The sequence below is a fragment of the Vibrio sp. 1874 genome (assembly GCF_033344395.1).
GTDB lineage: Bacteria > Pseudomonadota > Gammaproteobacteria > Enterobacterales > Vibrionaceae > Vibrio > Vibrio alginolyticus.
On record NZ_JAWPOR010000003.1, the window covers coordinates 25,649 to 48,438 of the forward strand.

Genomic DNA, 22,790 nt, shown 5'->3' on the forward strand with positions numbered 1-22,790 from the left:
TGACACATTTGTGGAGATAAATGTGAAACTAGGTGTAAAGCTGTTAGGGCTGATGAGCTGGGCTTTAATGGCCTCTGGCTGCGCGAATTTATCTGCGGGCAATCTGTTTAGCCATTACAGCAACCAGAATCAAGAAGTTTATCAAGCCGTTGTTGCAGGGGAATATGCCAAAGCAAAACAACTTCAATCAAGTGAAGTGGGTGGCGAGATACTTGGCAATTTTGAAAAAGGTCGTATCTCTTTTCTTGCTGAAGATTACCTAACAAGTTTAAATGCGCTAGAAAGCAGCGATCGTGCTGTACGTGTTCAACAAGATCGTGCGACGATATCTGTGTCAGACACGGCAACGAGCGTCGGCTCTCTCGCAGTGAACGACAATCTCCAAGACTATCATCCCGCCGATTACGAACTTGGCTTTTTGCACCTGTATCTAGGACTAAATTACTTACAGAAAAACGATTTAGAAGGGGCACTAGTTGAAGTGCGTCGAGCTAATCAAGTTCAGGAAGCAGCAAGAAAGGCGCGTGAAAAAGAGCTAAAAGCAGCAGAGAAAGACCTTAACAAGCAAGGCATGTCTGCCAATTTAGGCAGTGTGTTAGCGAACTACCCTGATGCTGGTAAAAAACTAAGCGCGGTACAAAATGGTTATCTGTTCTATCTTTCTGGCTTGTTATATGAAGCGTCGCGAGACTTAAACAGTGCTTATGTTGATTACCGACGAGCACTCGCTGTAATGCCAGACAACAAGCAAGTTGTGGAAAGCACCTTATACGCTGCTAAGAAGCTGGGCATGCGTGAAGACTTGCGCATGCTAGAGAAGCGGTATGGTAAAGCACCTTCTGGATTAACTCAGTCACAAGGGCGAGTCATCGTTATTGATGAGCAGGGTGTTGTTGAGGCGATGAAAGGGTGGCGTATTGATTTACCAATTTACGACAGTCGCGATAATGGCGCGATTTATTCGTTGGCGCTTCCTTATTATCAGAACCGAGGTGCTCAACGTTTTAGCGATGTTGTTTTAAATGGTCAGATATTGCCTTCCAGTACGCTGACTGATGTTAATGCGATGGCGCAAAACGATCTTAATGAACGTCTTACTACAATAGTGATCCGTCAAGCTCTTCGTGTTTGGGCAAAAGATCGAATCCGAAAAGAGGCGGCGAAAAAAGGCGATGATGTAGGCAACATACTTTTCAATGTATGGAACACATTGACCGAACAGCCAGATACAAGAAGTTGGCAAACATTGCCAGCGCAAGTGAAAACGGCTTCAAAAATCGTGAAACCGGGAACACAAAGTTTAAACTTGGGTGATCAAACCTATCAGTTTGAAGTGCCTGCACAGCAGACTACATTGGTATGGGTATCTCGTCAGGGAGCACACTCAACCGTGTGGCATAAACAGCTAGGGAGACTGTAATGAAAGCATGGCTTGTTTGTTTAGCAATGGCTATTGGTTTAGTTGGATGCGCCGAAAACACGGCTGGTATTCGAATTGATGGCCAAACGCAAAAAGTATTTTTTAATGATAACGTTTTAGGTAGTCGCTTATTAGTTGACAACATCACCACCACTTACGTTGATGATCGCCCACGAGGAGTCGTGCAGCTGAGTAGCAATTACAAAGGTGATCAGCACATTCTTTACCGATTTTATTGGTATGACAACAATGGTTTAGAAGTGAATACCAAACCTGGTCCGTGGCGAAAAATGATTGTGCGAGGATTTGAGCAAGTCACGTTATCTGAAGTTACTGTGAATCCAAATGGCACAAAATTCCGTGTGCAAATTAGAGAAGCACAAGACGATTAATCTTAACGGCTCTGCCGAAGCTGCGGCGCTAACGATGCGCTGGTATTGAAAAACTAAGGAACTCTCATGAAAAAAAGTATTATTGCTCTTTTAGGTCTTGCCGTCATTTTAGGTGGCTGTTCTAACAAAGTCTCTTACGGCGATGCGCAAGCAACAGAAACCACGACTATCGATTTTGGCTCAACAGATTTACAAAAAATCGCGGCTGAAATGGTGGATAGCATGATGATGTCGGGCTCTGTAGCAGCAATTACTCGTGACCAACGTCCTATCGTTTTTGTTGAGCGAATTAAGAACAAAACCAGTGAACATATTGACACTGAATCCATTACTGACACGATCTCTACTAAGATGTTGAACTCAGGTAAGTTCCGTTTTGTTGATATGGATCGTGTTGAGTCTGTGCGTGAACAACTTAACTTCCAAAACACGGATGAGCTTGTTAACCAAAGCACAGCTATCCAATTTGGTAAAATGGTTGGTGCTCAATACATGCTTTACGGCAACCTATCTAGCATTGTGAAAAATGCAGGTAGCGATAAAGATGTATACTACAAGATGACCATGCGCCTAATGGACCTAGAAACAGGTTTGATTGAGTGGGCGGATGAAACTGAAATTCGTAAAGCGCAATCTAAGAGCCTATTCGGTCTTTAATCGAACAGGGTGGAGAAGTCATCAATGGCATGGTTTTCTTGGCAACAAGCAAAACAGTTAGATCCGAGTCTTAATGCTCTCGATGGCTTCTTTACGGAGCCTCCGGTAAAAGTACAAACTGTTACCGGGGGGCTAACCAACCGCTGTTGGCGGTTGGAATCTTCTCAAGGCCTTGCATACATCTGGCGACCGACCAGTCATGTCTGCAAGGCTTTTTCAATTTCTCGTCACAGTGAATATCAAGTGCTGAATGCAGTCTCTTCATTGGAAATTGGCCCCAAGCCAGTTTTTATTCATGAGCAAGGGTTGCTGGTGGAATGGATAGAAGGAGAGGCACTGACGGAGTCAGGCTTAGCACTAAGCGATTTATTATCCATTGCGGCGAAGATTCATCAATATCCGATAAGCGCAATTCCTTTGGTTCCATTTTCATATATTTCTCGCATCGATCATTATTGGCTTGAGCTTGATGGTCAGTATGTGGGTACGGAGTTTGAGGCTTTGTACATGAAGTGGCGCACGGAACCGAACGTTGCACCTGTTCCGCTTGCCCTATGTCACTTCGATTTGGGGTGTTACAACCTAGTGCGAGGGGAGAGTGGGGTGAAAGTCATTGATTGGGAGTATGCCGGGATTGCTGACCCTAGGCTTGATTTGACCTTAACTATTCAGGTCGCGAATGCGCCTGTGGAAGAAGCGGTAAAGCAGTATTGCCAACTTCGAGGTATCGAAGATGTGTCTCTTTGGCTGAGAGGTGTACACGCTTGGCAACCAAGAACCTTGGTGATGGCGATGCTCTGGTATCTACTTGCCTATAAATTGTGGGGAGATGAACAATACTTAAACAGTGCGTATGAGTTGAAAGGCTCATTGTGTATGGAAGATCACTGTTTTGAGAACTCGTGATATTTTCCCCTTTAACAGTAAGGAAATAGTGGTAGTTTTAATAAAAGTACCAGATACACACAGGGAGAGGTACAGATGATTATTTACTTACACGGCTTTGACAGCACAAGCCCGGGTAACCACGAAAAAGTTCTTCAACTGCAATTTATCGACGACGACGTTCGTTTTATCAATTACAGCACCCTTCACCCAAAGCACGACATGCAACACTTGTTAAAAGAAGTGTCTAAAGTTATCGATCAATCTGATGACCCAAACCCGTTAATCTGTGGGGTTGGTTTAGGTGGTTACTGGTCTGAGCGAATTGGTTTTCTATGCGGTATCAAGCAAGTGATGTTCAACCCGAACTTGCACCCAGAAAAAACGATGGCTGGTCGAATCGATCGCCCAGAAGAGTACGAAGATATCGCAACAAAATGTGTTGATCAGTTCCGAGCGAAAAATCAAGCTCACTGCTTAGTGATTCTCTCTAAAGATGATGAAGTGCATGACAACTCGAAAACGGCAGCTGAGCTAGAAAAACACTATCAAATCATTTGGGATGAAACTCAGTCTCATAAGTTCAAAAAAATCTCTCATCATTTACAAGCGATAAAGGCATTTAAAAATACTTATTAATGTTGAGTGTAGACAGTAAAGCGGCGTTTTTATCGGCTGCTTTGCTGCGATTCCTTCTCTTGAGTATGCCGAGCCACTGTCTCTTTGAAAGGCACATTTTCTTGGTTTAACGCTTTGAATATTGTGTTCTCCTTACCGTTTTCTTACTTCCCTCCTATGTAGCACGAACACCTTGTTGTAGAGTAGTCGAAAAGTAGTCAATCCGTACTCGTTACACGGATTTTGGTTGCCTTCAAAGTTGGTCTCTATATAATGAACCGGACTAAAATAATTTGATAAATATCAAAAAAAATTGAGAGCGAGTAATAAACTTGCCCAAAAATTCTGGCGTCGTATGCGTACCAGATAAACGTGCCAAACCCTGACAAGTCATTGATAGATAAAGAATCAAGGTGAGTGGCAGTTTTTTAATCCAAGTAATTGAGACACCTCTAAGAACCAAGAATTCATCGGTTGGATGGATGCCACAAATGTTTGTGAGTCATGCATCGAGCTGAACCCCATATATTCATTTTTGTAGAGGAAAATCATTGTGACACGCATTATCGTTGTAGGCGGCGGTGCAGGTGGTCTTGAGTTGGCAACTAAGCTTGGTCGAACTCTAGGTCGCAAAAACCGTGCGCAAATTACGCTAGTCGATCGAAAAGCGAGCCACTTGTGGAAGCCATTATTGCATGAGGTTGCTACAGGTTCTTTGGACGAAGGAGTAGATGCACTGAGCTATCGAGCTCATGCAAAAAACCACAGCTTCGACTTCCAAATGGGTAGTCTTCAAGACATCGACCGTGAACGTAAAGTGATCATCTTAAGTGAGCTTAAAGACGAACACGGTGAACTTCTTATGCCAAGCCGTGAGCTAGAATACGACATTCTAGTGATGGCAATTGGCTCGACATCAAACGACTTCAACACGCCTGGCGTTCGTGAAAACTGTATTTTCCTAGACAGCCCTGAGCAAGCACACCGTTTCCGTACAGAAATGAACAACGAGTTCCTAAAGCTGCACGCCAAAAACGGTAACGGTACGGTCGATATTGCGATTGTTGGTGCTGGTGCAACTGGCGTTGAACTATCAGCTGAGTTACATAATGCTGTTAAAGAGCTGCGCACTTATGGCTTCGGTGATCTTGACTCTAGCAAGTTGAACGTCAATCTGATTGAAGCAGGTGAGCGTATTTTACCAGCGTTACCTCCACGAATCTCTTCTGCTGCTCATCAAGAGTTGGTGAAGTTGGGCGTAAACGTGCGCACCGCCACTATGGTGACTAAAGCTGAAAAAGATGGCCTTACTACAAAAGATGGTGAGAAGATCCCAGCTCAAATCATGGTTTGGGCTGCAGGTATCAAAGCTCCAGACTTTATTAAAGATATCGCTGGCTTAGAAACGAACCGTATCAATCAGCTTGTAGTGAAAAACACACTACAGACAACACGAGATGATGACATCTTTGTTATTGGTGACTTAGCACAATGCACCCAGTCTGACGGTTCGTTCGTGCCGCCACGCGCTCAAGCTGCACACCAAATGGCAAGCCAGGCATTTAGTAACATCGTCGCGAAGATCAACGGGCGCGAGTTGAAAGACTATGTATATAAAGATCACGGTTCATTAGTGTCTCTAAGTCGCTTCTCAACCGTTGGTAGTCTGATGGGGAACCTAACTAAAGGGTCGATGATGGTAGAAGGCCGTATTGCTCGTGTCGTTTACATCTCATTGTATCGCATGCACCTAATGGCGTTGCATGGTGTATTCAAAACCGGTCTGATGATGCTCGTCGGCCGCATTAATCGCGTGCTGCGTCCAAACCTTAAGCTGCACTAAGGTTTTAAATCCACTCTGTGTGGATGTGTTGTATCTTAAAAAATGCAGAAGCCACCGCAAGTCGGTGGCTTTTTGTTTATGTTAGATCTGTCGGTAAAAGTGAGAACACAACGCCATCTTTAGGCTTACCCTGAAAAATAAACCGGTTTCTGGCGATGGCTTCTTTTTGTGCACCGACGGACTCAATTAAGGCTTGGCTAGCTTCGTTGTCGGGGTCACAAACAATCTCTAGTCGAGTTAAACTTAGCTTTGCGAAGCAGAATTCTGCTAAGGCTTTAACGGCTTCTTGGGCATAGCCTTGCCGTTGATAGCGGTCGGCAACCCAGTAACCAATACTCGCCATATTAAACGTATGATATAACTCATTAACCGCTGCCATTCCAACCAAAGTGTTACTTTGCCGCTCATAGATACCGAAACCAAAAGCCTCAGTTTTGACCCAGTTAAGACGGGTTGCCAACAGAAAGTCCTGCGCGGTTTTCAATGTGACGTTTTTATCACACCAGTCAAGCCATTGGTGCAGCGAAGGGGATTCTGCAAGTAATCGTTGTAGTGAATGTGCTTCTTCAGCAGGGATGAGCTTGAGCGCTAAGCGGGGCGCAATGATTTCAAAGTCTGGACTCATGAACTAATACGACTTCCATGTTGAGTGTAAGTAAATTGAAAGCTGTCTATTTATACTTGAACGCAGCTATTTTCCTTGCTCTGCGTTGGTTAGGAATAACTGAGGTATAGCAGATAAAAACAAAGCGCAGCTTTGCTGCGCTTTGTCGAACTGCTCGTGCTTATCGAACCCGACGAACTTGAATGATCATACCCATCAACGGGTTATCTAGGTAATGAGTCTCGCTGCTACGCATACGACGTTTTTGATCCATTCGATAACTCTTCAGGAATTTCTCTTCGGTTACTGTCGGCGATATTTCTGCCAAGTTACCGACTTGGACGTTACCATCTACTTCACCTAAGTCATCCGCCAATTGCTCTGTTGAGGTTGGTTCAAAACGCACCTCTCTAACACTTGGTTCGCGCAGATCTAGTGTTGTTTCGGCGAAGAGGTAATGCTGTACGTATATTTGGAATCGACCATCTAGTTCATATAAAGGGCCATTGACCGTCTCTTCACTGTAACCGTCGCTGGAAAATGTTTGATTGCCATTGATTGGGCGGCCATCTGCTTGATAAGAATCAGAGAAATCTCGCCCGCCAACGATGCGGAAAATTGGGGCGCTAGATTTACCTCGGTCACCTTGACGCCAGGCTACGTGTTTAAGCACTTTAAAGCCGGCATGATTATTTAGTGCCGCTTCTTGCGCGTTGAGACGGAAAGAAGAACTTGGCAAAAGTGTCACGCCTTTAGAGCGGCGGTAGGATTCACTCTCTAGGCTACCGACATTTTCCATATCGATTTTTGGCAGTTGATTCGGCCAAGATTCTGTTGTGCTTTCAGCGTCGACTGCTCGCTTGAAAATGATCACTTCAATATCAAATTGGCGCTGTGCCCAAGAGGGCATTGAGACACATAGAAGCAATAACGGGATCAGTATTCTCATTCGACTATTAGCTCGTTGGTAATAAATTCTGTTTAAAATCATTCAGTAAGTCTTGAACAAACTGAATGCGTTTACGTCGGTCCACCAATGGTACGCTAAACTTGAACTTAGTTGGACCTTCCATTGCAAATTTTTGCGGCTGTGATTGCAGCAGTTTAACTAAATACGCTGGATTTATGTCAGCATCAGGGTAAAACTCGATAAATCCACCTTTATCATGGGCTTCTATCTTTTTCGCTTTTAAACTACCAGCCGAAATTTTCAATTCTGAGACGGCAAGTAAGTTCTTTGTTGCGTCTGGAAGCAAACCAAAGCGATCAATCAGTTCCACTTTTAGCTCTGATAGTTCATCACTGCTTGTGACACTCGCAATGCGTTTGTACATCGACAGTCGTGTGTTTACATCCGGAATGTAATCATCTGGTAAGAGCGCTGGGATTCGCATTTCCACTTCAGTTTGCTCACGAAGCAGCTCATCCAAAGATGGCTCCTTGCCTTCTTTTAATGCTTGCACTGCTTGTTCCAGCATTTCCATATAAAGTGTAAAACCAACGGATTGAATCTGCCCACTTTGCTCATCACCAAGCAGCTCACCAGCACCACGGATTTCTAAATCGTGGGTTGCTAATGTAAAGCCAGCACCTAAGTCTTCCAGTGAAGCAATCGCATCAAGACGCTTGATGGCATCTTTGGTCATGGCTTTTGGATGTGGCGTTAATAAGTAAGCATAGGCTTGATGGTGCGAACGTCCAACACGGCCACGCAATTGATGCAACTGCGCCAAGCCAAGATTGTCCGCACGATCCATGATTATGGTATTCGCCGTTGGTACGTCGATACCGGTTTCGATGATGGTTGTACACACCAACACATTAAAGCGCTGATGGTAGAAGTCATTCATGATTCGCTCAAGTTCGCGCTCGCGCATTTGACCATGAGCCACGGTAATGCGTGCCTCTGGGATGAGTTTCTGTAAGTCTTCTGCCGTTTTTTCAATGGTTTCAACCTGATTGTGCAGGAAGTAAACCTGACCACCACGCATAATTTCACGCAGTACCGCTTCACGGACCACTGGCTCTTCTTTTTGTCGAACAAAGGTTTTAATGGCTAAACGGCGTGCAGGAGGTGTCGCGATGATCGACAGGTCTCGCATGCCACTCATTGCCATATTCAGTGTGCGTGGAATTGGTGTTGCGGTGAGGGTAAGAATGTCCACATCCGCACGCATTGCTTTGACTTTTTCTTTTTGACGAACCCCGAAGCGGTGTTCCTCATCAACGATCAACAAACCTAAATCTTTGAATTTAATGTCGCTCGAAAGCAGCTTATGCGTACCAACGACAATGTCTACTTTACCATCGGCAACGTCTTGCAGAATGACTTTTTGTTCTTTGGCAGATTTAAAACGAGACAGTACTTCAACTCGGATTGGTAAGTTGGCAAAACGGTCACGGAAGTTTTCGAAATGCTGCTGAGCAAGCAAGGTTGTTGGTACGAGTACGGCGACCTGTTTACTGTTATCCGTTGCGACAAATGCTGCGCGCATAGCGACTTCCGTTTTACCAAAGCCCACGTCACCACACACTAAGCGATCCATCGCTTTTGCCTGGCACATGTCTGACAAGACGGCATTGATGGCCATCGCTTGGTCATCTGTTTCTTCAAACGGGAATGTTGCTTTAAATGTTGCGTATTGCCCACGATCTAGCTCAAATTTGAAGCCAGGTTTTAATTCTCGTTTAGCATATACATCCAGCAATTCTGCCGCGACATCACGCACTTTTTCTGCCGCTTTACGACGTGCTTTTGCCCACGCTTCACCACCTAATTTATGCAGTGGCGCACTATCTTCAGCGCCGCCAGAATAACGGCTGATAAGATTCAGTGATGAAACTGGCACGTAGAGCTTGGCATCGTTTTGATACTCAAGGGTGACGTATTCCGTTTTCATACCACCGGCTTCAAGTGTTTGTAAACCGATGTAGCGGCCAATACCGTGATCAATATGAACCACAGGTTGACCGGGTTTTAGTTCCGCAAGATGGCGAATAACGGTGTCACTGTTGACGGCTTTTTTATCTTTGCGGCGTCGCTGGATAACACGGTCACCGAGTAGATCACTTTCACAGATCAGAGCGAAGTTCAGCTCTTCGTGAATGAAACCATGCTCTGCTGCGCCTAAGATCAAGCTGAATCGATCTCCCGAGTCTAGAGCTTGGTAAAGTGAGCCATGTACGACTGGCCGAACTTTGATGCCTTGCAACAGCTCCGTTAGTGCTTCACGACGACCTTCTGACTCTACCGAGAAAACGATTTTTCCGCTGAATTGCTCACTAAACTGACGAAGGCGCGAGAGCGGCTCTTTATTTTGTTGCTGAACGCCAAGCTCGGCTAACGATTGTACGGGTAGGTTTTGACGACCGGCACGCTTAACCACTTTATCTAGGCTCAATTGAGCGATAGGGAGCTGTTTTAGTTGACTGAAAAGTTCGTCTTTTTTCAACCAAAGCTGTTCAGGAGTCAAAAGAGGACGCAGCGGATCAACTTTTTTCTGGTCGTATCGATATTCGACATCGGTTAAGAAAGTATCGACCGCAGATTCGATATCACCATATGTGATGACTTGAGAGTCTTCTGGCAAATATTCAAATAAAGTGTCGGTATGGTCAAAAAACAGCGGCTGCCAATACTCAATACCAGCGGGCCACGTGCCTTTGGTCACTTGCATGTAGATTGATTCAGGCTCGCGGCGCGCGTCGAACTGGGTGCGCCAACGTGTACGGAAATCTTCAATCGCTTCTTTAGTGGTTGGGAACTCATGTGCTGGCAGCAATTGGATTTGCTGAATATCGTCGATAGAGCGTTGGTTCTCTGGATCAAACGTGCGAATGGTATCTATTTCATCATCAAAGAAGTCGATGCGGTACGGGTCATTGCTGCCCATAGGAAAGAGATCCAGAATAGACCCACGACTTGCATATTCACCTGGCCCAAATACTTGATCTACATGGCGGTAGCCTGAATTTTCAAGTTGTACACGTAACTTCTCTAGCGAGAGCCGATCACCAGTTTTCACCATTAAAGTGTGTTGCAACAGAAAATCACGTGGCGATTGGCGTTGCAATACTGTACTGACCGGGACGATGGTTATGCCATCACGTTGACTTGGCAGTTGGTATAGGCGTGCGATACGTTCAGAGATGATTTCTTGATGCGGAGAAAAGTTATCGTAAGGCAGCGTTTCCCAGTCGGGGAACAGGCTTACCGTTTGGTCGGTGAATTGCTCAATCTCTGCCTGAAGCTTTAAAGCGATTTGCGGGTCAGGCACAACGAGTAGCGAGTGACTCGAATGCTGTTTGGCTAGCTCTGCAATGGCTAGAGGTAGAGCTGCGCCCGGCAAATTACCTAGCTGTTTTTTGTCGCCACGCTCTGAAGGGTTGGTGACGGAAAGAATCGTTGCTTTTGTCATAGGAATTATTTTTTATCTCGCTCCATCGAGCGCTGACGTAAAAGTTTTTGTTGTTGATACAGTGCCGCCTTTATCAGTAAATCTTGATCAGATTCTCGGAGCATCTTGTATCTAAGCGTGATAATGAAATCTTGCTCTGAAGCATCACATTCTTCTACTTGAGCGTAACAGTAAATCGCCGCAGCAGGGTGATCGAGGAACAGTTTAACACGAACGAGTTGTTGAGTAGTTAACGCTGTATCTGAGCGGAAACTGAGTTGACTAGCACCAAACTGCGTCGTTTGATAGCGAATGGAGGCGTCATCTTGTTGTGAAAGCATAAAGCTCAACAAGAGGTTAAGTTTCGCGTTTTGCGTATCAAGCAAGTTGATCACATGCTTTAACTCTTTGTTTTTCAGCTCTAGACGCGCGTTGTCTGCCAACATATCTAAGTGACTAAATTCACTGGCGACAATAAATGGTGCTGGAATTTCGGAGGCAAATGTTTCTTCATCTGGCAAAGCAAAGTCCGCACTCAACGTTTCGACGTTGATGGTGAGGTTATGATGGACGGTAAAGTATTCTTGCTCTGTCATATAGTCGATCCTTTTGCCAGTGAGCGCTCCCTGTTCACTCAACAAACAAAGAGAAATAGGGCACTGATTATCGCTAACTGAATGAAGTTATCAAGTTTAGCCGATTTGTCCTTGAACTTTTTGCCCTAAATACAGACTTATTGCATGTCGTTGACAAATTTAGCGATTCTCTTGTCTTCTTAATGAGAAGAGTAAGGTAAGATAATCCGCTAAAGCTTTATATCAAAACAACCAGTTGGTTTGTCTTATATGTATCATCCTATCTCATTGTTTATTGGCTTAAGGTATCTTCGGGGACGCTCTGGAGATAGGTTCAGCCGATTTGTTTCTTATATGTCGACGGCGGGTATTACGATCGGTGTAATGGCGTTGGTGACGGTTCTTTCTGTGATGAACGGGTTTGAATCGCAGTTAAAAGAACGCATTTTAGGTGTGCTACCTCATGCCGTGGTTTCGCAACACGATGGAAAAACGCCTATGACCGAGTCTGCCCCTCCATTTGTTCAAGCGATGTCGAGTGAATCTCAGCCGGAGCCTATCGTTAGAGGAGAGGCTGTTATTCAGAGTTCTGCACAGCTGACGGCTGGTTACCTCATCGGTATTGAACCTAAGAAAGGCGATCCGATTAGCAACCATTTGATTGCCGGACGATTATCGTCACTTCATGCAGGTGACTACAATGTATTTTTGGGTCACAGTTTGGCGCGTTCACTAAAGGTCTCAATCGGGGATAAAGTACGCTTGATGGTGACCAACGCGACGCAGTTTACCCCACTTGGTCGTATTCCTAGCCAGCGAAACTTTACTGTCTCAGGCATTTTCAATACGGGATCGGACGTTGATGGTCAATTAATGATTGTGAACATGACGGATGCATCTAAGCTGATGCGTTTCCCTAAAGACACGGTTTCTGGTTGGCGTGTCTTTTTCTCTGACCCATTTATGGTGACGGATTTTGCTGACCAACCCATGCCTGATGGATGGGAATGGAGTGATTGGCGCGAACAGCGTGGTGAGCTTTTCCAAGCGGTGAAAATGGAAAAGAACATGATGGGACTTATGCTAGGTCTAATTGTGGGTGTCGCTGCATTCAATATTATCTCCGCTTTAATCATGGTGGTAATGGAGAAGCAATCAGAAGTCGCAATATTGAAAACTCAAGGCATGACTCAATCTCAAGTGATGACCATTTTCATGGTGCAAGGTGCAAGCAGTGGTGTAATTGGCGCGATTGTTGGTGGCGCTGCGGGCGTGATCTTGTCACTTAATCTAAATGCGATTCTTGAATCTGCTGGTGTGGCGCTATTCAGCTTTGGTGGTCATCTACCCATCTTGATTGATTCACTCCAAATTCTTTTAGTGGTGGTGTTGGCGATTGCTCTTAGCCTTGCTGCTACGCTTTATCCTTCTTATCGAGCATCTTCTGTTAAACCTGCTGAGGCACTTCGCTATGAATAAGCTATTAGAATGTCGTGATATTCGTAAAGTCTACCGAGAGGGTTCGTTAGATACGGAAGTGTTGAAAGGCGTAAGTTTCGATATCGACAAAGGGGAGTTGGTTTCTATTGTTGGCTCTTCTGGTTCGGGAAAAAGTACCTTATTGCATATTTTAGGTGCGTTAGATGACGCAACTCATGGTGAAGTTGATTTTCTAGGGCAAAACCTATCAGCTTTGAGCTCGAACAAACAGGCGGCATTACGCAACAAGCACCTTGGTTTTGTATACCAGTTTCATCACTTGTTGGCTGACTTTACTGCGCTTGAAAATGTGGCGATGCCACTGATGATTGGCGGTGCTAAAGTAGCGGATGCAAAACAGGCGGCTAAAGCGCTGTTAGATAAAGTTGGTTTGAGTCATCGGATGCAACATAGACCCTCCGAGTTATCGGGCGGTGAGCGTCAGCGTGTTGCGATTGCGCGTGCATTGGTGAATAAACCTGATCTGGTCTTGGCTGATGAACCTACGGGGAACTTAGATCACAATACGGCACTGTCTATCTATGATTTGATGCGCGAGCTCAATAAAGAGTCAAACATTGCATTTTTGGTTGTCACGCATGACAAAGAGCTGGCAGCAAAAATGGATCGTCAAATGCACATGCAAGATGGTTTGCTCGTAGATCGTTTTGTGACTGATACAGCATCTGCGGAGGGCTAGTTTTGTTTACCTCTTTAGCTTTGATGATTGGTGGTCGCTTCAGTCGAGCGAAAAAGCGCAACAAGATGGTGTCTTTCATATCGCTTTCTTCGACCATTGGTATTGCGGTTGGCGTTGCTGTGATCATTATCGGTTTGTCTGCAATGAATGGCTTTGAGCGCGAGCTGCAATCGCGTGTGTTGTCTGTGATTCCACACGGCGAGTTAGAAGGTGTTAATGGACCACTTCAGGACTACACCAAAACGATGAATCAAGCTCTAAAACATGAACATGTTGTTGCGGCAGCACCGTACGTTCGTTTTACGGGCTTGGCAGAAAAAGGCAGTAAGCTAAAAGCGATAGAAGTTCGTGGTGTAGAGCCTACTTTCGAGCAAGCGGTGTCGAGCTTATCGAATTTTATTGACCAAGCAGCTTGGCAAAACTTTTATGCCGGTCAGCAGCAAGTGATCTTAGGCCGAGGTGTAGCAAACGAGCTAAATGTCGCCGTGGGGGATTATGTTACGTTAATGATTCCGCAAACAGGCGGCGCAAATAAAGTGCAGGCTCCTAAGCGTGTGCGCGTGAAGGTGTCAGGGTTCTTAACGTTGAATGGCCAAATCGACCACTCTCTAGCGTTAGTACCATTAGCTGATGCGCAGCAATACGCGAGGTTAGGGGAAGGGGTCACAGGCATTTCACTAAAAACTGACGATGTTCTCAATGCGCCTTCTATTGTTCGCGAGGTTGGTAGCATGGTTGATGTTTACGTGTATTTGAAAAGCTGGCAGCAAAAGTTTGGTTTTTTGTATCGCGATATTCAGCTCGTGCGCACCATTATGTACTTGGTGATGGTACTGGTGATTGGCGTGGCATGTTTTAATATTGTGTCTACGTTGATGATGGCAGTGAAAGACCGAGCGGCGGAAATTGCAATTTTGCGAACAATGGGAGCAAAAGATAGCCTAATCAAACGGATCTTTGTTTGGCAAGGTGTATTCTCTGGTGTATTTGGCAGTCTCGTCGGCAGTGTTATCGGTGTCTTAGTGGCGTTAAACCTGACTCCGTTAATTAAAGGGGTAGAGAGCTTAATTGGTCATCAGTTTTTATCGGGTGATATTTACTTCGTCGACTTCTTACCATCACAACTACACTGGCCAGATGTGGCATTGGTGTCAGTGACGGCTATAGTGCTTAGTTTACTTGCGACGTGGTATCCTGCTTCGCGTGCCGCAAGGTTGAATCCGGCGGCTGTACTGAGTTCTAAATAGCTGATTGTTTTACAGTATGCGAAAAACAAAAAGGACCGAATTCGGTCCTTTTTTGTATTTATCCGACTTGAGTAACATCGCGTTTCATTCTAACTGTTAGATGTCCCTCAACTGATAGCTCAAATGCTGATTTTTACGCAGTAAGGTCTTATCTTATTTTGCGTTTTTGCCAGCTCCGTACCACTGAGTAGCGCCAAAGCCCTCGAATTCCGAAGTAGCCAATAATCGCGGATACAACCCCACAAATTGCGCAGCCCAATAGAAATGGAGGTCCAATGGTGCTCATTTGCTGCATGATGAATTCCCACGATAGTTCAAAGTGAAAAGGTTGCGGGGGAAGACGCATCACTAGAGCACCTAGCTTGTACGCAAAGTAAAATAGCACAGGCATAGTGATAGGATTGCTGATCCATACCAAAGCGACGGAGAGGGGCAGATTGACACCCAACATAATGGCCAAACCAGCGGCCATGATCATTTGGCTCGGCAGCGGAACAAAAGCCATAAATAACCCGACAGCAAAAGCCCCTGATGCCGAGCGGCGGTTTAAGCACCACAAGTTTGGGTTGTACAACACATTGCCGAAGACCTTCAATGCTTTTTGGCGTTTGATCAATTCATGATCTGGCATGAAGCGTTTTATCAGCTTTCTAGGCATAGGACAGCATGACTCTCTCAGAAAAAAGTTGGACCTTGGCGTTATTTGTAGCGAGCGTAATCTCGTCAGCTTGGTGGCCGACAATACCAGATTGGCGTTGGTTGCTGCTGGGAATAATAACCACTGGCTCAATAATCAAATTACGTCGTGGCTTAATTAGCATAGGCGCAATTGCGGGCTTTATGGTTGTCATCGTCCACGGCAATGTATTGGAGTCTCAGAGACAAGCCCTTTTTCAAGCAGGGGAGAATATTACCATAATTGGTAAAGTTGACAGCCCTTTTACGCAAATAAGTCACGGTTATGAAGGTATTGTCGCTATAGAAGCGGTAAATTCTCAAACTTTGTTACCTTTTCTTAAACCTAAAATCCGTCTTATTACGCCTTTTCCACTCGATGTTAACAGTGAGTTTACGACATCCATCTCGTTAAAGCCGATTACAGGTCTACGCAACGAAGCTGGCTTTGATGCTGAAAAGCACGCGATGGGTAAAAATATTATCGCCCGAGCGGTTGTTAACAAAGATGCTAAGTGGATTGTTCGTTCTAATGTATCTCTGCGTCAATCCATTATTGCCGATGTCGCTGATGATGTGTCTTCCCTTCATCATTTCTCGTTAATAAGTGCGTTAGTTTTTGCTGACCGTTCTTGGTTGTCTAAGGAAGATTGGCAAGCGCTCAGGGACAGTGGTTTACTGCATTTGGTCTCCATTTCTGGTTTACATATTGGTATGGCGTTTACTTTTGGGCTAGTCGTGGGCGGTACCGTTCGTTATCTATTACCCCAATACCAGTTGTTACCTAGCTTATATGGGCTGATCTTCGCTGTTGCCTACGCTTGGTTAGCGGATTTCTCTCTGCCTACTACGCGAGCAGTGTCGGTATGCGTTGTTTACGTTCTCCTGAAGTATACTCTGGTGCACTGGACTTCTTGGCGAGTTCTTTTGCTTGCAGTATCTCTACAACTGCTTGTCCAACCTTTTGCATCCTACAGTATGAGCTTTTGGTTATCGTACCTCTCCGTTTGTGCGGTATTGTTCGCAATTAATTTGATTCGACATCAAAGGGGAGGTTGGAAAGCGCGATTAAAAGCGTTATTGCTTACTCAATTGATGTTGAGCGCTTTAATCGTACCTGTTAGTGGCCATTTCTTCTCCGGTTTTAGTTTGTCCTCAATAGCCTACAACTTGGTATTTATTCCTTGGTTCGGATTTATCGTTGTACCTTTGATGTTTCTAGCCCTGTTCTCATCTTTGTTTCTTGAAATGATAGCGAAGCCTCTGTGGCATTTGGTGGACTGGTCATTACAGCCATTGAGCACGTCAATACAGTACGCAGTAGGTTCTTGGCAACCCATTAGCATGGAAATGACAATGCTGGTTATGGTGATAGTGGTTTGCTTAATATTTCAACGGTTCATGTCTCATTACGCGTGGTATTTGTTACTCGGCATCGTTATTAGTATCAAGTTTGCAGCGGAGTATGAACCGCATTGGCGTATCGATGTATTAGATGTAGGTCATGGCCTTGCAGTGGTTGTAGAAAAAGACGACAAGGTGTTGCTGTATGACACTGGTAAAGCATGGCAAAGCGGCAGTATCGCAGAGCAGGTCGTCACTCCGGTTTTGCATCAACGAGGTTATGAAAGCATAGATACACTGATTCTAAGCCATTCCGATAATGATCACGCAGGCGGCCGCTTTTTCATTGAAGATGCCTTTTCTCCACAGCGTAAACTTAGTAGTCAATTCTTTATCGAATATGAGCCTTGCACTAGAGGCGACCAATGGAAATGGCAAGGATTAAACATGGAAGTGCTCTGGCCTCCTGCACTTGTTCAACGTGCGTATAATCCGCACTCCTGTGTATTACGACTTACTGACCCTATTTCTAACTTTAGTATGCTTTTTACTGGTGATATTGAGGCCATTAGCGAGTGGATTTTGCTTAGAGAACCCGGAAAGTTACAAAGCGATGTGATGCTAGTCCCTCACCACGGGAGTAAAAGTTCATCGAATCCTCGATTTATTGAGGCGGTGAGCCCGAGTGTGGCAGTTGCTTCTTTAGCAAAAAACAATCGATGGGGAATGCCAGCGGAAAATGTCGTTGCTTCATACCGAAAGCTTGGCGTTACTTGGCTTGATACTGGTGAGGGTGGTCAGGTAAGCTTCTTTATTCACCGTGATAATTGGCGCTCAGAAACCAAACGTAGCGATACATTTGAGCCTTGGTATAGGCAGATGCTGCGTAGCGGAACTAATATAAAAAGACCTAATGTCGAATTAGGTCTGTAAGTTTTAGCTTTTTATTTTTAATATATCCAACCTGAATTTTTTATTCTTTTTTAATGGTAGTGTAAAACTAAATAGTTTCTTTTCACCATTTGGTCTGGCTAGTTGCTCTAAGCTAGAAAAGTAGTCTTCGAAAAACTCGGTCTTAAGTATACATTCTAACCACAAGTTAGCTTTTATAGAATCTAATTTGTTCCATGGTTTTACTCTTGATGCGTAATGGAGTTGAATCGGATTATCATATGCATCCAATAATTCTTCTTTAGTATAGTTAACCTCATCCACAAACTCTTTTCTGTCATACATACTATACACATAGTTACAAACCATGTTTCTTAAGGGTAATTTTCCAACTCTAGGGTGACAACAGAAGTTTAGAACGTCTTGTTCTGGCTGTATTAATCTGTGAGAGTTTTTTTCGAGGTAGTCTTTAAACCTTTTCTCTAAATTATCTTTTCTAATGAGATCGGCATTCATAAAAAAGTATCCAGCACCTATTTTCAGTTGGCTAATCTCTTCATTAGAAAAACTCTTTTTATAAACATCATTATAGCTTAGGATCTTATCTACGGAGAATACCCCTGATATATAATTATTATCATCGTTGTTATTATATTCTATAAAATCTTTTGAAATGTCATTTAAGTAAATAACATCGACATCAGATACGATCATTTTTTTATGTTCTTTAATTAAACTTGAAATACTAAGTTTGTAAAACATAGCTTTAGAGTAATGACCTTTTGTCTTTATGTTTTTCCAATCATTTTCAAAGTCGACATTTTCATTGAAATTAATGAAAATAAGTTCTGAGTTTTTGAATTTTTGTATGGTTTTTTTTAATTTTTCTTGATTTAGCAGCGTAATATCTTCATGTAAGACATATATCTGGTATTTGTAGTTTTTATCTGATTTCTCAAGCAAAGAATAGAATGCTACTGCAGCTGGAATAACATAGTTGTTATCAAAGCAATGAACAATGGGAATGACTTGCATATTTTTTATTGTAAATAAGAATGAACATATCAAGAGTATAGAGCGAAATATAAAAGACTAAAAGACTTTCTCTAAGTGGACATAACACATTTATTAATGTTTATCAGTAGATGAACAGGTACGATGGTCAAGTTTGCTTCACGATGAGGCTTGATCCCCCAATTTTCATATTTAAGATTGAATATCAGTTGAGTCAGAGTAGGTTAGCCAGTGACACATTGGAGATCTACTGGGTAAAAGTGGCAGTCTTATACGTTAGCAAACTTAGTGTACGTTCTAGGGATAGGCATATGAGCGCTAACAGAGTAGAATGAATGCCTTAATGTAAGAAAACAAAGCACTTCTATGTCAACAAATACTGATGAAACGACTTGGCAGACGTTTAAGCGTCTCTGGCAATTTATACGCCTTTATAAATCTGGCCTAATCGTTGCTGTTTTAGCATTAGTTATTAATGCAATATCAGATACTTATATGATTTCCTTGCTAAAACCGCTACTCGATGAAGGTTTTGGGAACGCTGAGTCTGATTTTTTACGCACGCTTCCATTGATTATTTTTGCTATGATGTTCATTCGTGGCATAAGTGGATTTGTCTCCACCTACTGTTTGAGTTGGGTATCTGGCAACGTAGTTATGCAAGTCCGTCGCATGGTGTTCAATCACTTTATGCATATGCCGGTGTCTTACTTTGATAAGGAAAAGACGGGCAATTTATTGTCGCGTATAACCTACGACTCAGAGCAAGTGTCAGCGGCAACTAGCCAAGCGTTGGTGAGCATTGTCCGTGAAGGCGCAAGTATCATTGGTCTGTTAGTCTTGATGTTTTACAACAGCTGGCAATTGTCGCTAGTGCTGTTTGCTGTTGCTCCCGTTGTGGCATGGGGTATTGGTGTTGTTTCTAAACGTTTTAGAAAAATATCCAAAAATATGCAGACCATGATGGGTAACGTAACTGCATCAGCAGAGCAGATGCTGAAAGGCCATAAAGTTGTGTTGAGCTATGGCGGCCAAGACATCGAACGTCAACGATTTGAAAAAGTCAGCAACCAAATGCGTCAACAAAGCATGAAGTTGGTGACGGCTCAAGCGGCGGCTAACCCTATCATCCAAATGATTGCATCACTTGCAATTGTTGCCGTTCTTTATTTAGCAAGTATTGATTCGATTAAAGAGCAACTGACTCCAGGTACATTTACTGTTGTGTTCTCTGCAATGTTTGGTCTGATGCGCCCACTTAAAGCGCTGACTAACGTTACTTCTCAGTTCCAACGTGGTATGGCCGCGAGCCAAACGCTCTTCGCGTTAATTGACCTCGAGCCTGAGAAAAACGAAGGTAAGTTGACAGTTGAACGCGCAAATGGCGATGTTTCGGTTAAAAACGTAAGCTTTACTTACACTGGCGCAGAAAAACCAGCATTGGAAAATGTCAGCTTCGATATTCCAAGAGGAAAAACGGTGGCGCTAGTTGGCCGTTCTGGCTCAGGTAAAAGTACCATCGCGAACTTGTTCAACCGCTTCTATGATGTTGGCAGTGGATCTATCACATTAGATGGGCATGATATTCGTGATTACGAGCTAAAGAATTTACGTCAGCAATTTGCACTAGTATCGCAAAATGTTCATTTGTTTAATGACACGATAGCAAACAATATTGCGTACGCAACGGATGGCCAATACGAGCGCAGTGATATCGAGAAAGCGGCAACACTCGCGCATGCGATGGAGTTCATCAGTAAGATGGATGGCGGACTAGATGCGATGATTGGTGAAAATGGTGCTAGCTTGTCTGGTGGTCAACGCCAACGTGTTGCGATTGCGCGAGCTCTATTGCGTGATGCTCCAGTGCTAATTCTTGATGAGGCAACTTCAGCTTTGGATACTGAATCCGAGCGAGCTATTCAAGCTGCACTTGATGAGCTGCAAAAAGACAAAACGGTACTTGTAATAGCGCACCGCTTATCCACAATCGAGAAAGCCGATGAAATTCTTGTGGTTGATGATGGTGCCATCATTGAACGTGGCAACCACGCTGAGCTTATTGAGAAAAATGGTGCGTATGCACAATTGCACCGTATTCAGTTTGGTGAATAAGCGCGGTGATTGAAAAAATCTGGTTTGAAAGCCATCCAATAAAATATCTCTTGTGGCCGCTTTTGTGGCCACTGAGTTTATTATTTGGAGCGATAAGCAAGTCAAAGCGAAAGCAATACCAAACTGGCCGCAAGCAAGCTTATAATGCGCCTATACCTGTTGTTGTGGTTGGCAATATCACTGCTGGTGGCAATGGTAAAACACCAGTTGTTGTGTGGCTTGTTGAGCAACTACAGCAAATGGGCTTTAAGCCGGGGGTTGTTTCTCGTGGTTATGGGGCAAAGGCTCCTGCCTATCCGTTAGTGCTAAAAGAAGATACGCCAGCGAAGCATTGTGGCGATGAACCTAAGTTGATTCATCGCCGTACAGGAGCACCTGTTGCGGTAGATCCTGTGCGTTCAAATGCAGTGAAAGCACTGCTAGATTTGGATGTGGATATCATAATTACGGATGATGGATTACAACATTATGCGTTAGGCCGTGATATTGAGTTAGTTATTGTGGATGGGAATCGCCGGTTTGGGAATGAAAGCCTGATTCCATTAGGTCCTTTACGTGAAGGTATTGAGCGACTTAAAGAAGTCGACTTTATCATCACCAATGGCGGTCAAGCGCATACGGGCGAAATCGCAATGGCTTTAGCACCCTCTAAAGCTATTAATCTTAAGACTAAGCAACATGTGGATGTCTCGGAGTTGAAAGATCTCGTCGCATTTGCGGGCATTGGGCATCCTCCGCGTTTTTTTCATACACTAAACTCGATGAACGCAAATGTTAAAGTCACAAAAGGTTTTGCTGACCATCAAGACTTTGATCAACAAGAATTAGAAGCATTGGCTCAACAAGGGACCAATGTGATTATGACCGAGAAAGATGCCGTCAAGTGCAGCCATTATGCGCAAGATAATTGGTGGTATCTGCCTGTATCTGCCCAGTTTGAGTCAAACGATGCAGAGCAAATTTTAAATAGAATAAAAGAGGTTAAAGCGGCTTATGGATCACCGTCTACTTGAGATTGTAGCTTGCCCTGTTTGCAAAGGTAAGCTGACGTACGATAAAGATAATCAAGAGTTGATCTGCAAATTGGATCGCCTTGCTTACCCGATCAAAGAGGGTATTCCAGTTCTGCTAGAGCCTGAAGCTCGCGCTATGAGCATGGATGAGGGACGCTAATGTCTTTTACGGTTGTCATCCCTTCGCGCTACGCATCGAGCCGTTTGCCTGGTAAACCGCTAGCGGATATTGGTGGTAAGCCTATGGTTCAGTGGGTTTATGAACAAGCGCTACAAGCGGGTGCGGAAGATGTCATCGTTGCAACTGATGACGAGCGTGTTGCGAAAGCGGTTTCGTCATTTGGTGGTAAAGTTTGTATGACCTCTCCCCAGCACGAATCAGGTACGGAGCGTCTTGCAGAAGTTGTTGAAAAGATGGCTATTCCGTCAGACCACATTATTGTTAATGTGCAAGGGGATGAGCCTTTGATTCCGCCGTCCATCATTCGTCAGGTTGCTGATAACTTATCAGGGTGTGAAGCCCCGATGGCGACGTTAGCTGTAGAAATAGACTCGGAAGAGGAAGTGTTCAACCCGAACGCTGTTAAAGTTGTCGCAGATGAGCAAGGCTATGCGTTGTACTTTAGTCGAGCAACCATCCCTTGGGATCGCGATAACTTTGCTAAACAAGACAAAACCATTGCCAACCCATTAATGCGTCATATTGGTATTTATGCTTATCGAGCTGGTTTCATTAATACGTATGTCAACTGGGCACCAAGTGCATTAGAGCAGATTGAGTGTCTTGAGCAACTGCGAGTGCTTTGGTACGGTGAAAAAATTCATGTGGCGGTAGCGAAAGAAGCACCAGCGGCAGGGGTTGATACGCCCGAAGACCTAGAAGCCGTGCGCGCGATTGTTGCAAAGCAAGCGTAACAAATG

Annotated in this window: 20 protein-coding genes; 14 read left to right on the forward strand and 6 right to left on the reverse strand. The window is 44.2% G+C overall.

From position 1 onward, the window contains the following. The first annotated feature begins 22 nt into the window (after positions 1 to 22). From R8N46_RS07555 to R8N46_RS07580, 6 genes are all read left to right on the forward strand, one after another. Complete coding sequence (locus R8N46_RS07555) at positions 23 to 1,420, forward strand: COG3014 family protein (protein ID WP_065274288.1); 1,398 nt, start codon at positions 23 to 25, stop codon at positions 1,418 to 1,420. Beyond that, positions 1,420 to 1,812: a YcfL family protein gene (locus R8N46_RS07560; RefSeq protein ID WP_005378469.1), complete on the forward strand. Its 393-nt coding sequence runs from the start codon at positions 1,420 to 1,422 to the stop codon at positions 1,810 to 1,812. The genes R8N46_RS07555 and R8N46_RS07560 overlap by 1 nt, the downstream gene beginning before the upstream one ends. 66 nt (positions 1,813 to 1,878) lie before the next feature. After that, positions 1,879 to 2,469 (forward strand): penicillin-binding protein activator LpoB, encoded by a 591-nt coding sequence (gene lpoB / locus R8N46_RS07565; RefSeq protein WP_005378467.1) that lies wholly within the window; start codon positions 1,879 to 1,881, stop codon positions 2,467 to 2,469. A gap of 24 nt (positions 2,470 to 2,493) precedes the next feature. After that, on the forward strand, positions 2,494 to 3,375 hold the full coding sequence (thiK, locus tag R8N46_RS07570; RefSeq protein WP_115385840.1) for a thiamine kinase: 882 nt from the start codon (positions 2,494 to 2,496) through the stop codon (positions 3,373 to 3,375). A gap of 75 nt (positions 3,376 to 3,450) precedes the next feature. Next, entirely contained in the window at positions 3,451 to 3,993 is a 543-nt protein-coding gene (gene ycfP, locus R8N46_RS07575) for an alpha/beta hydrolase YcfP (protein ID WP_005378464.1), read from the forward strand. A gap of 532 nt (positions 3,994 to 4,525) precedes the next feature. Beyond that, positions 4,526 to 5,815 carry an NAD(P)/FAD-dependent oxidoreductase gene (locus R8N46_RS07580; RefSeq protein WP_005378463.1) on the forward strand — a complete coding sequence of 430 codons (1,290 nt, stop codon included), beginning with the start codon at positions 4,526 to 4,528 and terminating at the stop codon, positions 5,813 to 5,815. A 76-nt stretch (positions 5,816 to 5,891) separates the two neighbouring features. Here the strand turns inward: R8N46_RS07580 and R8N46_RS07585 are convergent, their stop codons facing one another. The 4 genes from R8N46_RS07585 to R8N46_RS07600 form a co-directional block, all read right to left on the reverse strand. After that, a complete protein-coding gene (locus tag R8N46_RS07585; RefSeq protein ID WP_005387823.1) occupies positions 5,892 to 6,440 on the reverse strand; it encodes a GNAT family N-acetyltransferase in 549 nt (182 codons plus the stop codon). 160 nt (positions 6,441 to 6,600) lie between these two features. Then, complete coding sequence (locus tag R8N46_RS07590; protein WP_021707672.1) at positions 6,601 to 7,368, reverse strand: peptidoglycan binding protein CsiV; 768 nt, start codon at positions 7,366 to 7,368, stop codon at positions 6,601 to 6,603. A gap of 7 nt (positions 7,369 to 7,375) precedes the next feature. Then, positions 7,376 to 10,837: a transcription-repair coupling factor gene (gene mfd / locus R8N46_RS07595; RefSeq protein ID WP_115385841.1), complete on the reverse strand. Its 3,462-nt coding sequence runs from the start codon at positions 10,835 to 10,837 to the stop codon at positions 7,376 to 7,378. A gap of 5 nt (positions 10,838 to 10,842) precedes the next feature. Then, the gene (locus tag R8N46_RS07600) at positions 10,843 to 11,412 is read right to left on the reverse strand and encodes a hypothetical protein (RefSeq protein WP_017634743.1); all 570 of its coding nucleotides are present in this window, start codon (positions 11,410 to 11,412) and stop codon (positions 10,843 to 10,845) included. Positions 11,413 to 11,661: 249 nt separating this feature from the next. On the opposite strand from R8N46_RS07600, the gene lolC reads away from it, so the two are divergent. The 3 genes from lolC to lolE are packed head-to-tail and all read left to right on the forward strand — an operon-like array spanning position 11,662 to position 14,817. Further along, positions 11,662 to 12,870: a lipoprotein-releasing ABC transporter permease subunit LolC gene (gene lolC / locus R8N46_RS07605; protein WP_017820015.1), complete on the forward strand. Its 1,209-nt coding sequence runs from the start codon at positions 11,662 to 11,664 to the stop codon at positions 12,868 to 12,870. Further along, a complete protein-coding gene (gene lolD, locus R8N46_RS07610) occupies positions 12,863 to 13,570 on the forward strand; it encodes a lipoprotein-releasing ABC transporter ATP-binding protein LolD (protein ID WP_005378457.1) in 708 nt (235 codons plus the stop codon). The genes lolC and lolD overlap by 8 nt, the downstream gene beginning before the upstream one ends. A gap of 2 nt (positions 13,571 to 13,572) precedes the next feature. Beyond that, entirely contained in the window at positions 13,573 to 14,817 is a 1,245-nt protein-coding gene (gene lolE, locus R8N46_RS07615) for a lipoprotein-releasing ABC transporter permease subunit LolE (RefSeq protein WP_318098382.1), read from the forward strand. Between the two features lie 148 nt (positions 14,818 to 14,965). Here the strand turns inward: lolE and R8N46_RS07620 are convergent, their stop codons facing one another. Beyond that, a complete protein-coding gene (locus tag R8N46_RS07620) occupies positions 14,966 to 15,475 on the reverse strand; it encodes a DUF2062 domain-containing protein (protein ID WP_005387834.1) in 510 nt (169 codons plus the stop codon). A gap of 8 nt (positions 15,476 to 15,483) precedes the next feature. Here R8N46_RS07620 and R8N46_RS07625 point away from each other — a divergent pair, with 8 nt between their 5' ends. Then, complete coding sequence (locus R8N46_RS07625) at positions 15,484 to 17,769, forward strand: DNA internalization-related competence protein ComEC/Rec2 (protein WP_171345293.1); 2,286 nt, start codon at positions 15,484 to 15,486, stop codon at positions 17,767 to 17,769. 3 nt (positions 17,770 to 17,772) lie between these two features. On the opposite strand, the gene R8N46_RS07630 is transcribed toward R8N46_RS07625, so the two are convergent. Next, on the reverse strand, positions 17,773 to 18,762 hold the full coding sequence (locus R8N46_RS07630) for a glycosyltransferase family 8 protein (RefSeq protein WP_033905043.1): 990 nt from the start codon (positions 18,760 to 18,762) through the stop codon (positions 17,773 to 17,775). A 345-nt stretch (positions 18,763 to 19,107) separates the two neighbouring features. Between R8N46_RS07630 and msbA the strand changes: the two genes are divergently transcribed. The 4 genes from msbA to kdsB are packed head-to-tail and all read left to right on the forward strand — an operon-like array spanning position 19,108 to position 22,784. Next, a complete protein-coding gene (gene msbA / locus R8N46_RS07635; protein WP_033905044.1) occupies positions 19,108 to 20,856 on the forward strand; it encodes a lipid A ABC transporter ATP-binding protein/permease MsbA in 1,749 nt (582 codons plus the stop codon). A 5-nt stretch (positions 20,857 to 20,861) separates the two neighbouring features. After that, a complete protein-coding gene (gene lpxK / locus R8N46_RS07640; protein WP_017634739.1) occupies positions 20,862 to 21,869 on the forward strand; it encodes a tetraacyldisaccharide 4'-kinase in 1,008 nt (335 codons plus the stop codon). Next, positions 21,850 to 22,029: a Trm112 family protein gene (locus R8N46_RS07645; RefSeq protein WP_009707122.1), complete on the forward strand. Its 180-nt coding sequence runs from the start codon at positions 21,850 to 21,852 to the stop codon at positions 22,027 to 22,029. The genes lpxK and R8N46_RS07645 overlap by 20 nt, the downstream gene beginning before the upstream one ends. Next, the gene (kdsB, locus tag R8N46_RS07650; RefSeq protein WP_017634738.1) at positions 22,029 to 22,784 is read left to right on the forward strand and encodes a 3-deoxy-manno-octulosonate cytidylyltransferase; all 756 of its coding nucleotides are present in this window, start codon (positions 22,029 to 22,031) and stop codon (positions 22,782 to 22,784) included. Before R8N46_RS07645 ends, kdsB begins: the two co-directional genes overlap by 1 nt. Positions 22,785 to 22,790: the final 6 nt, after the last annotated feature.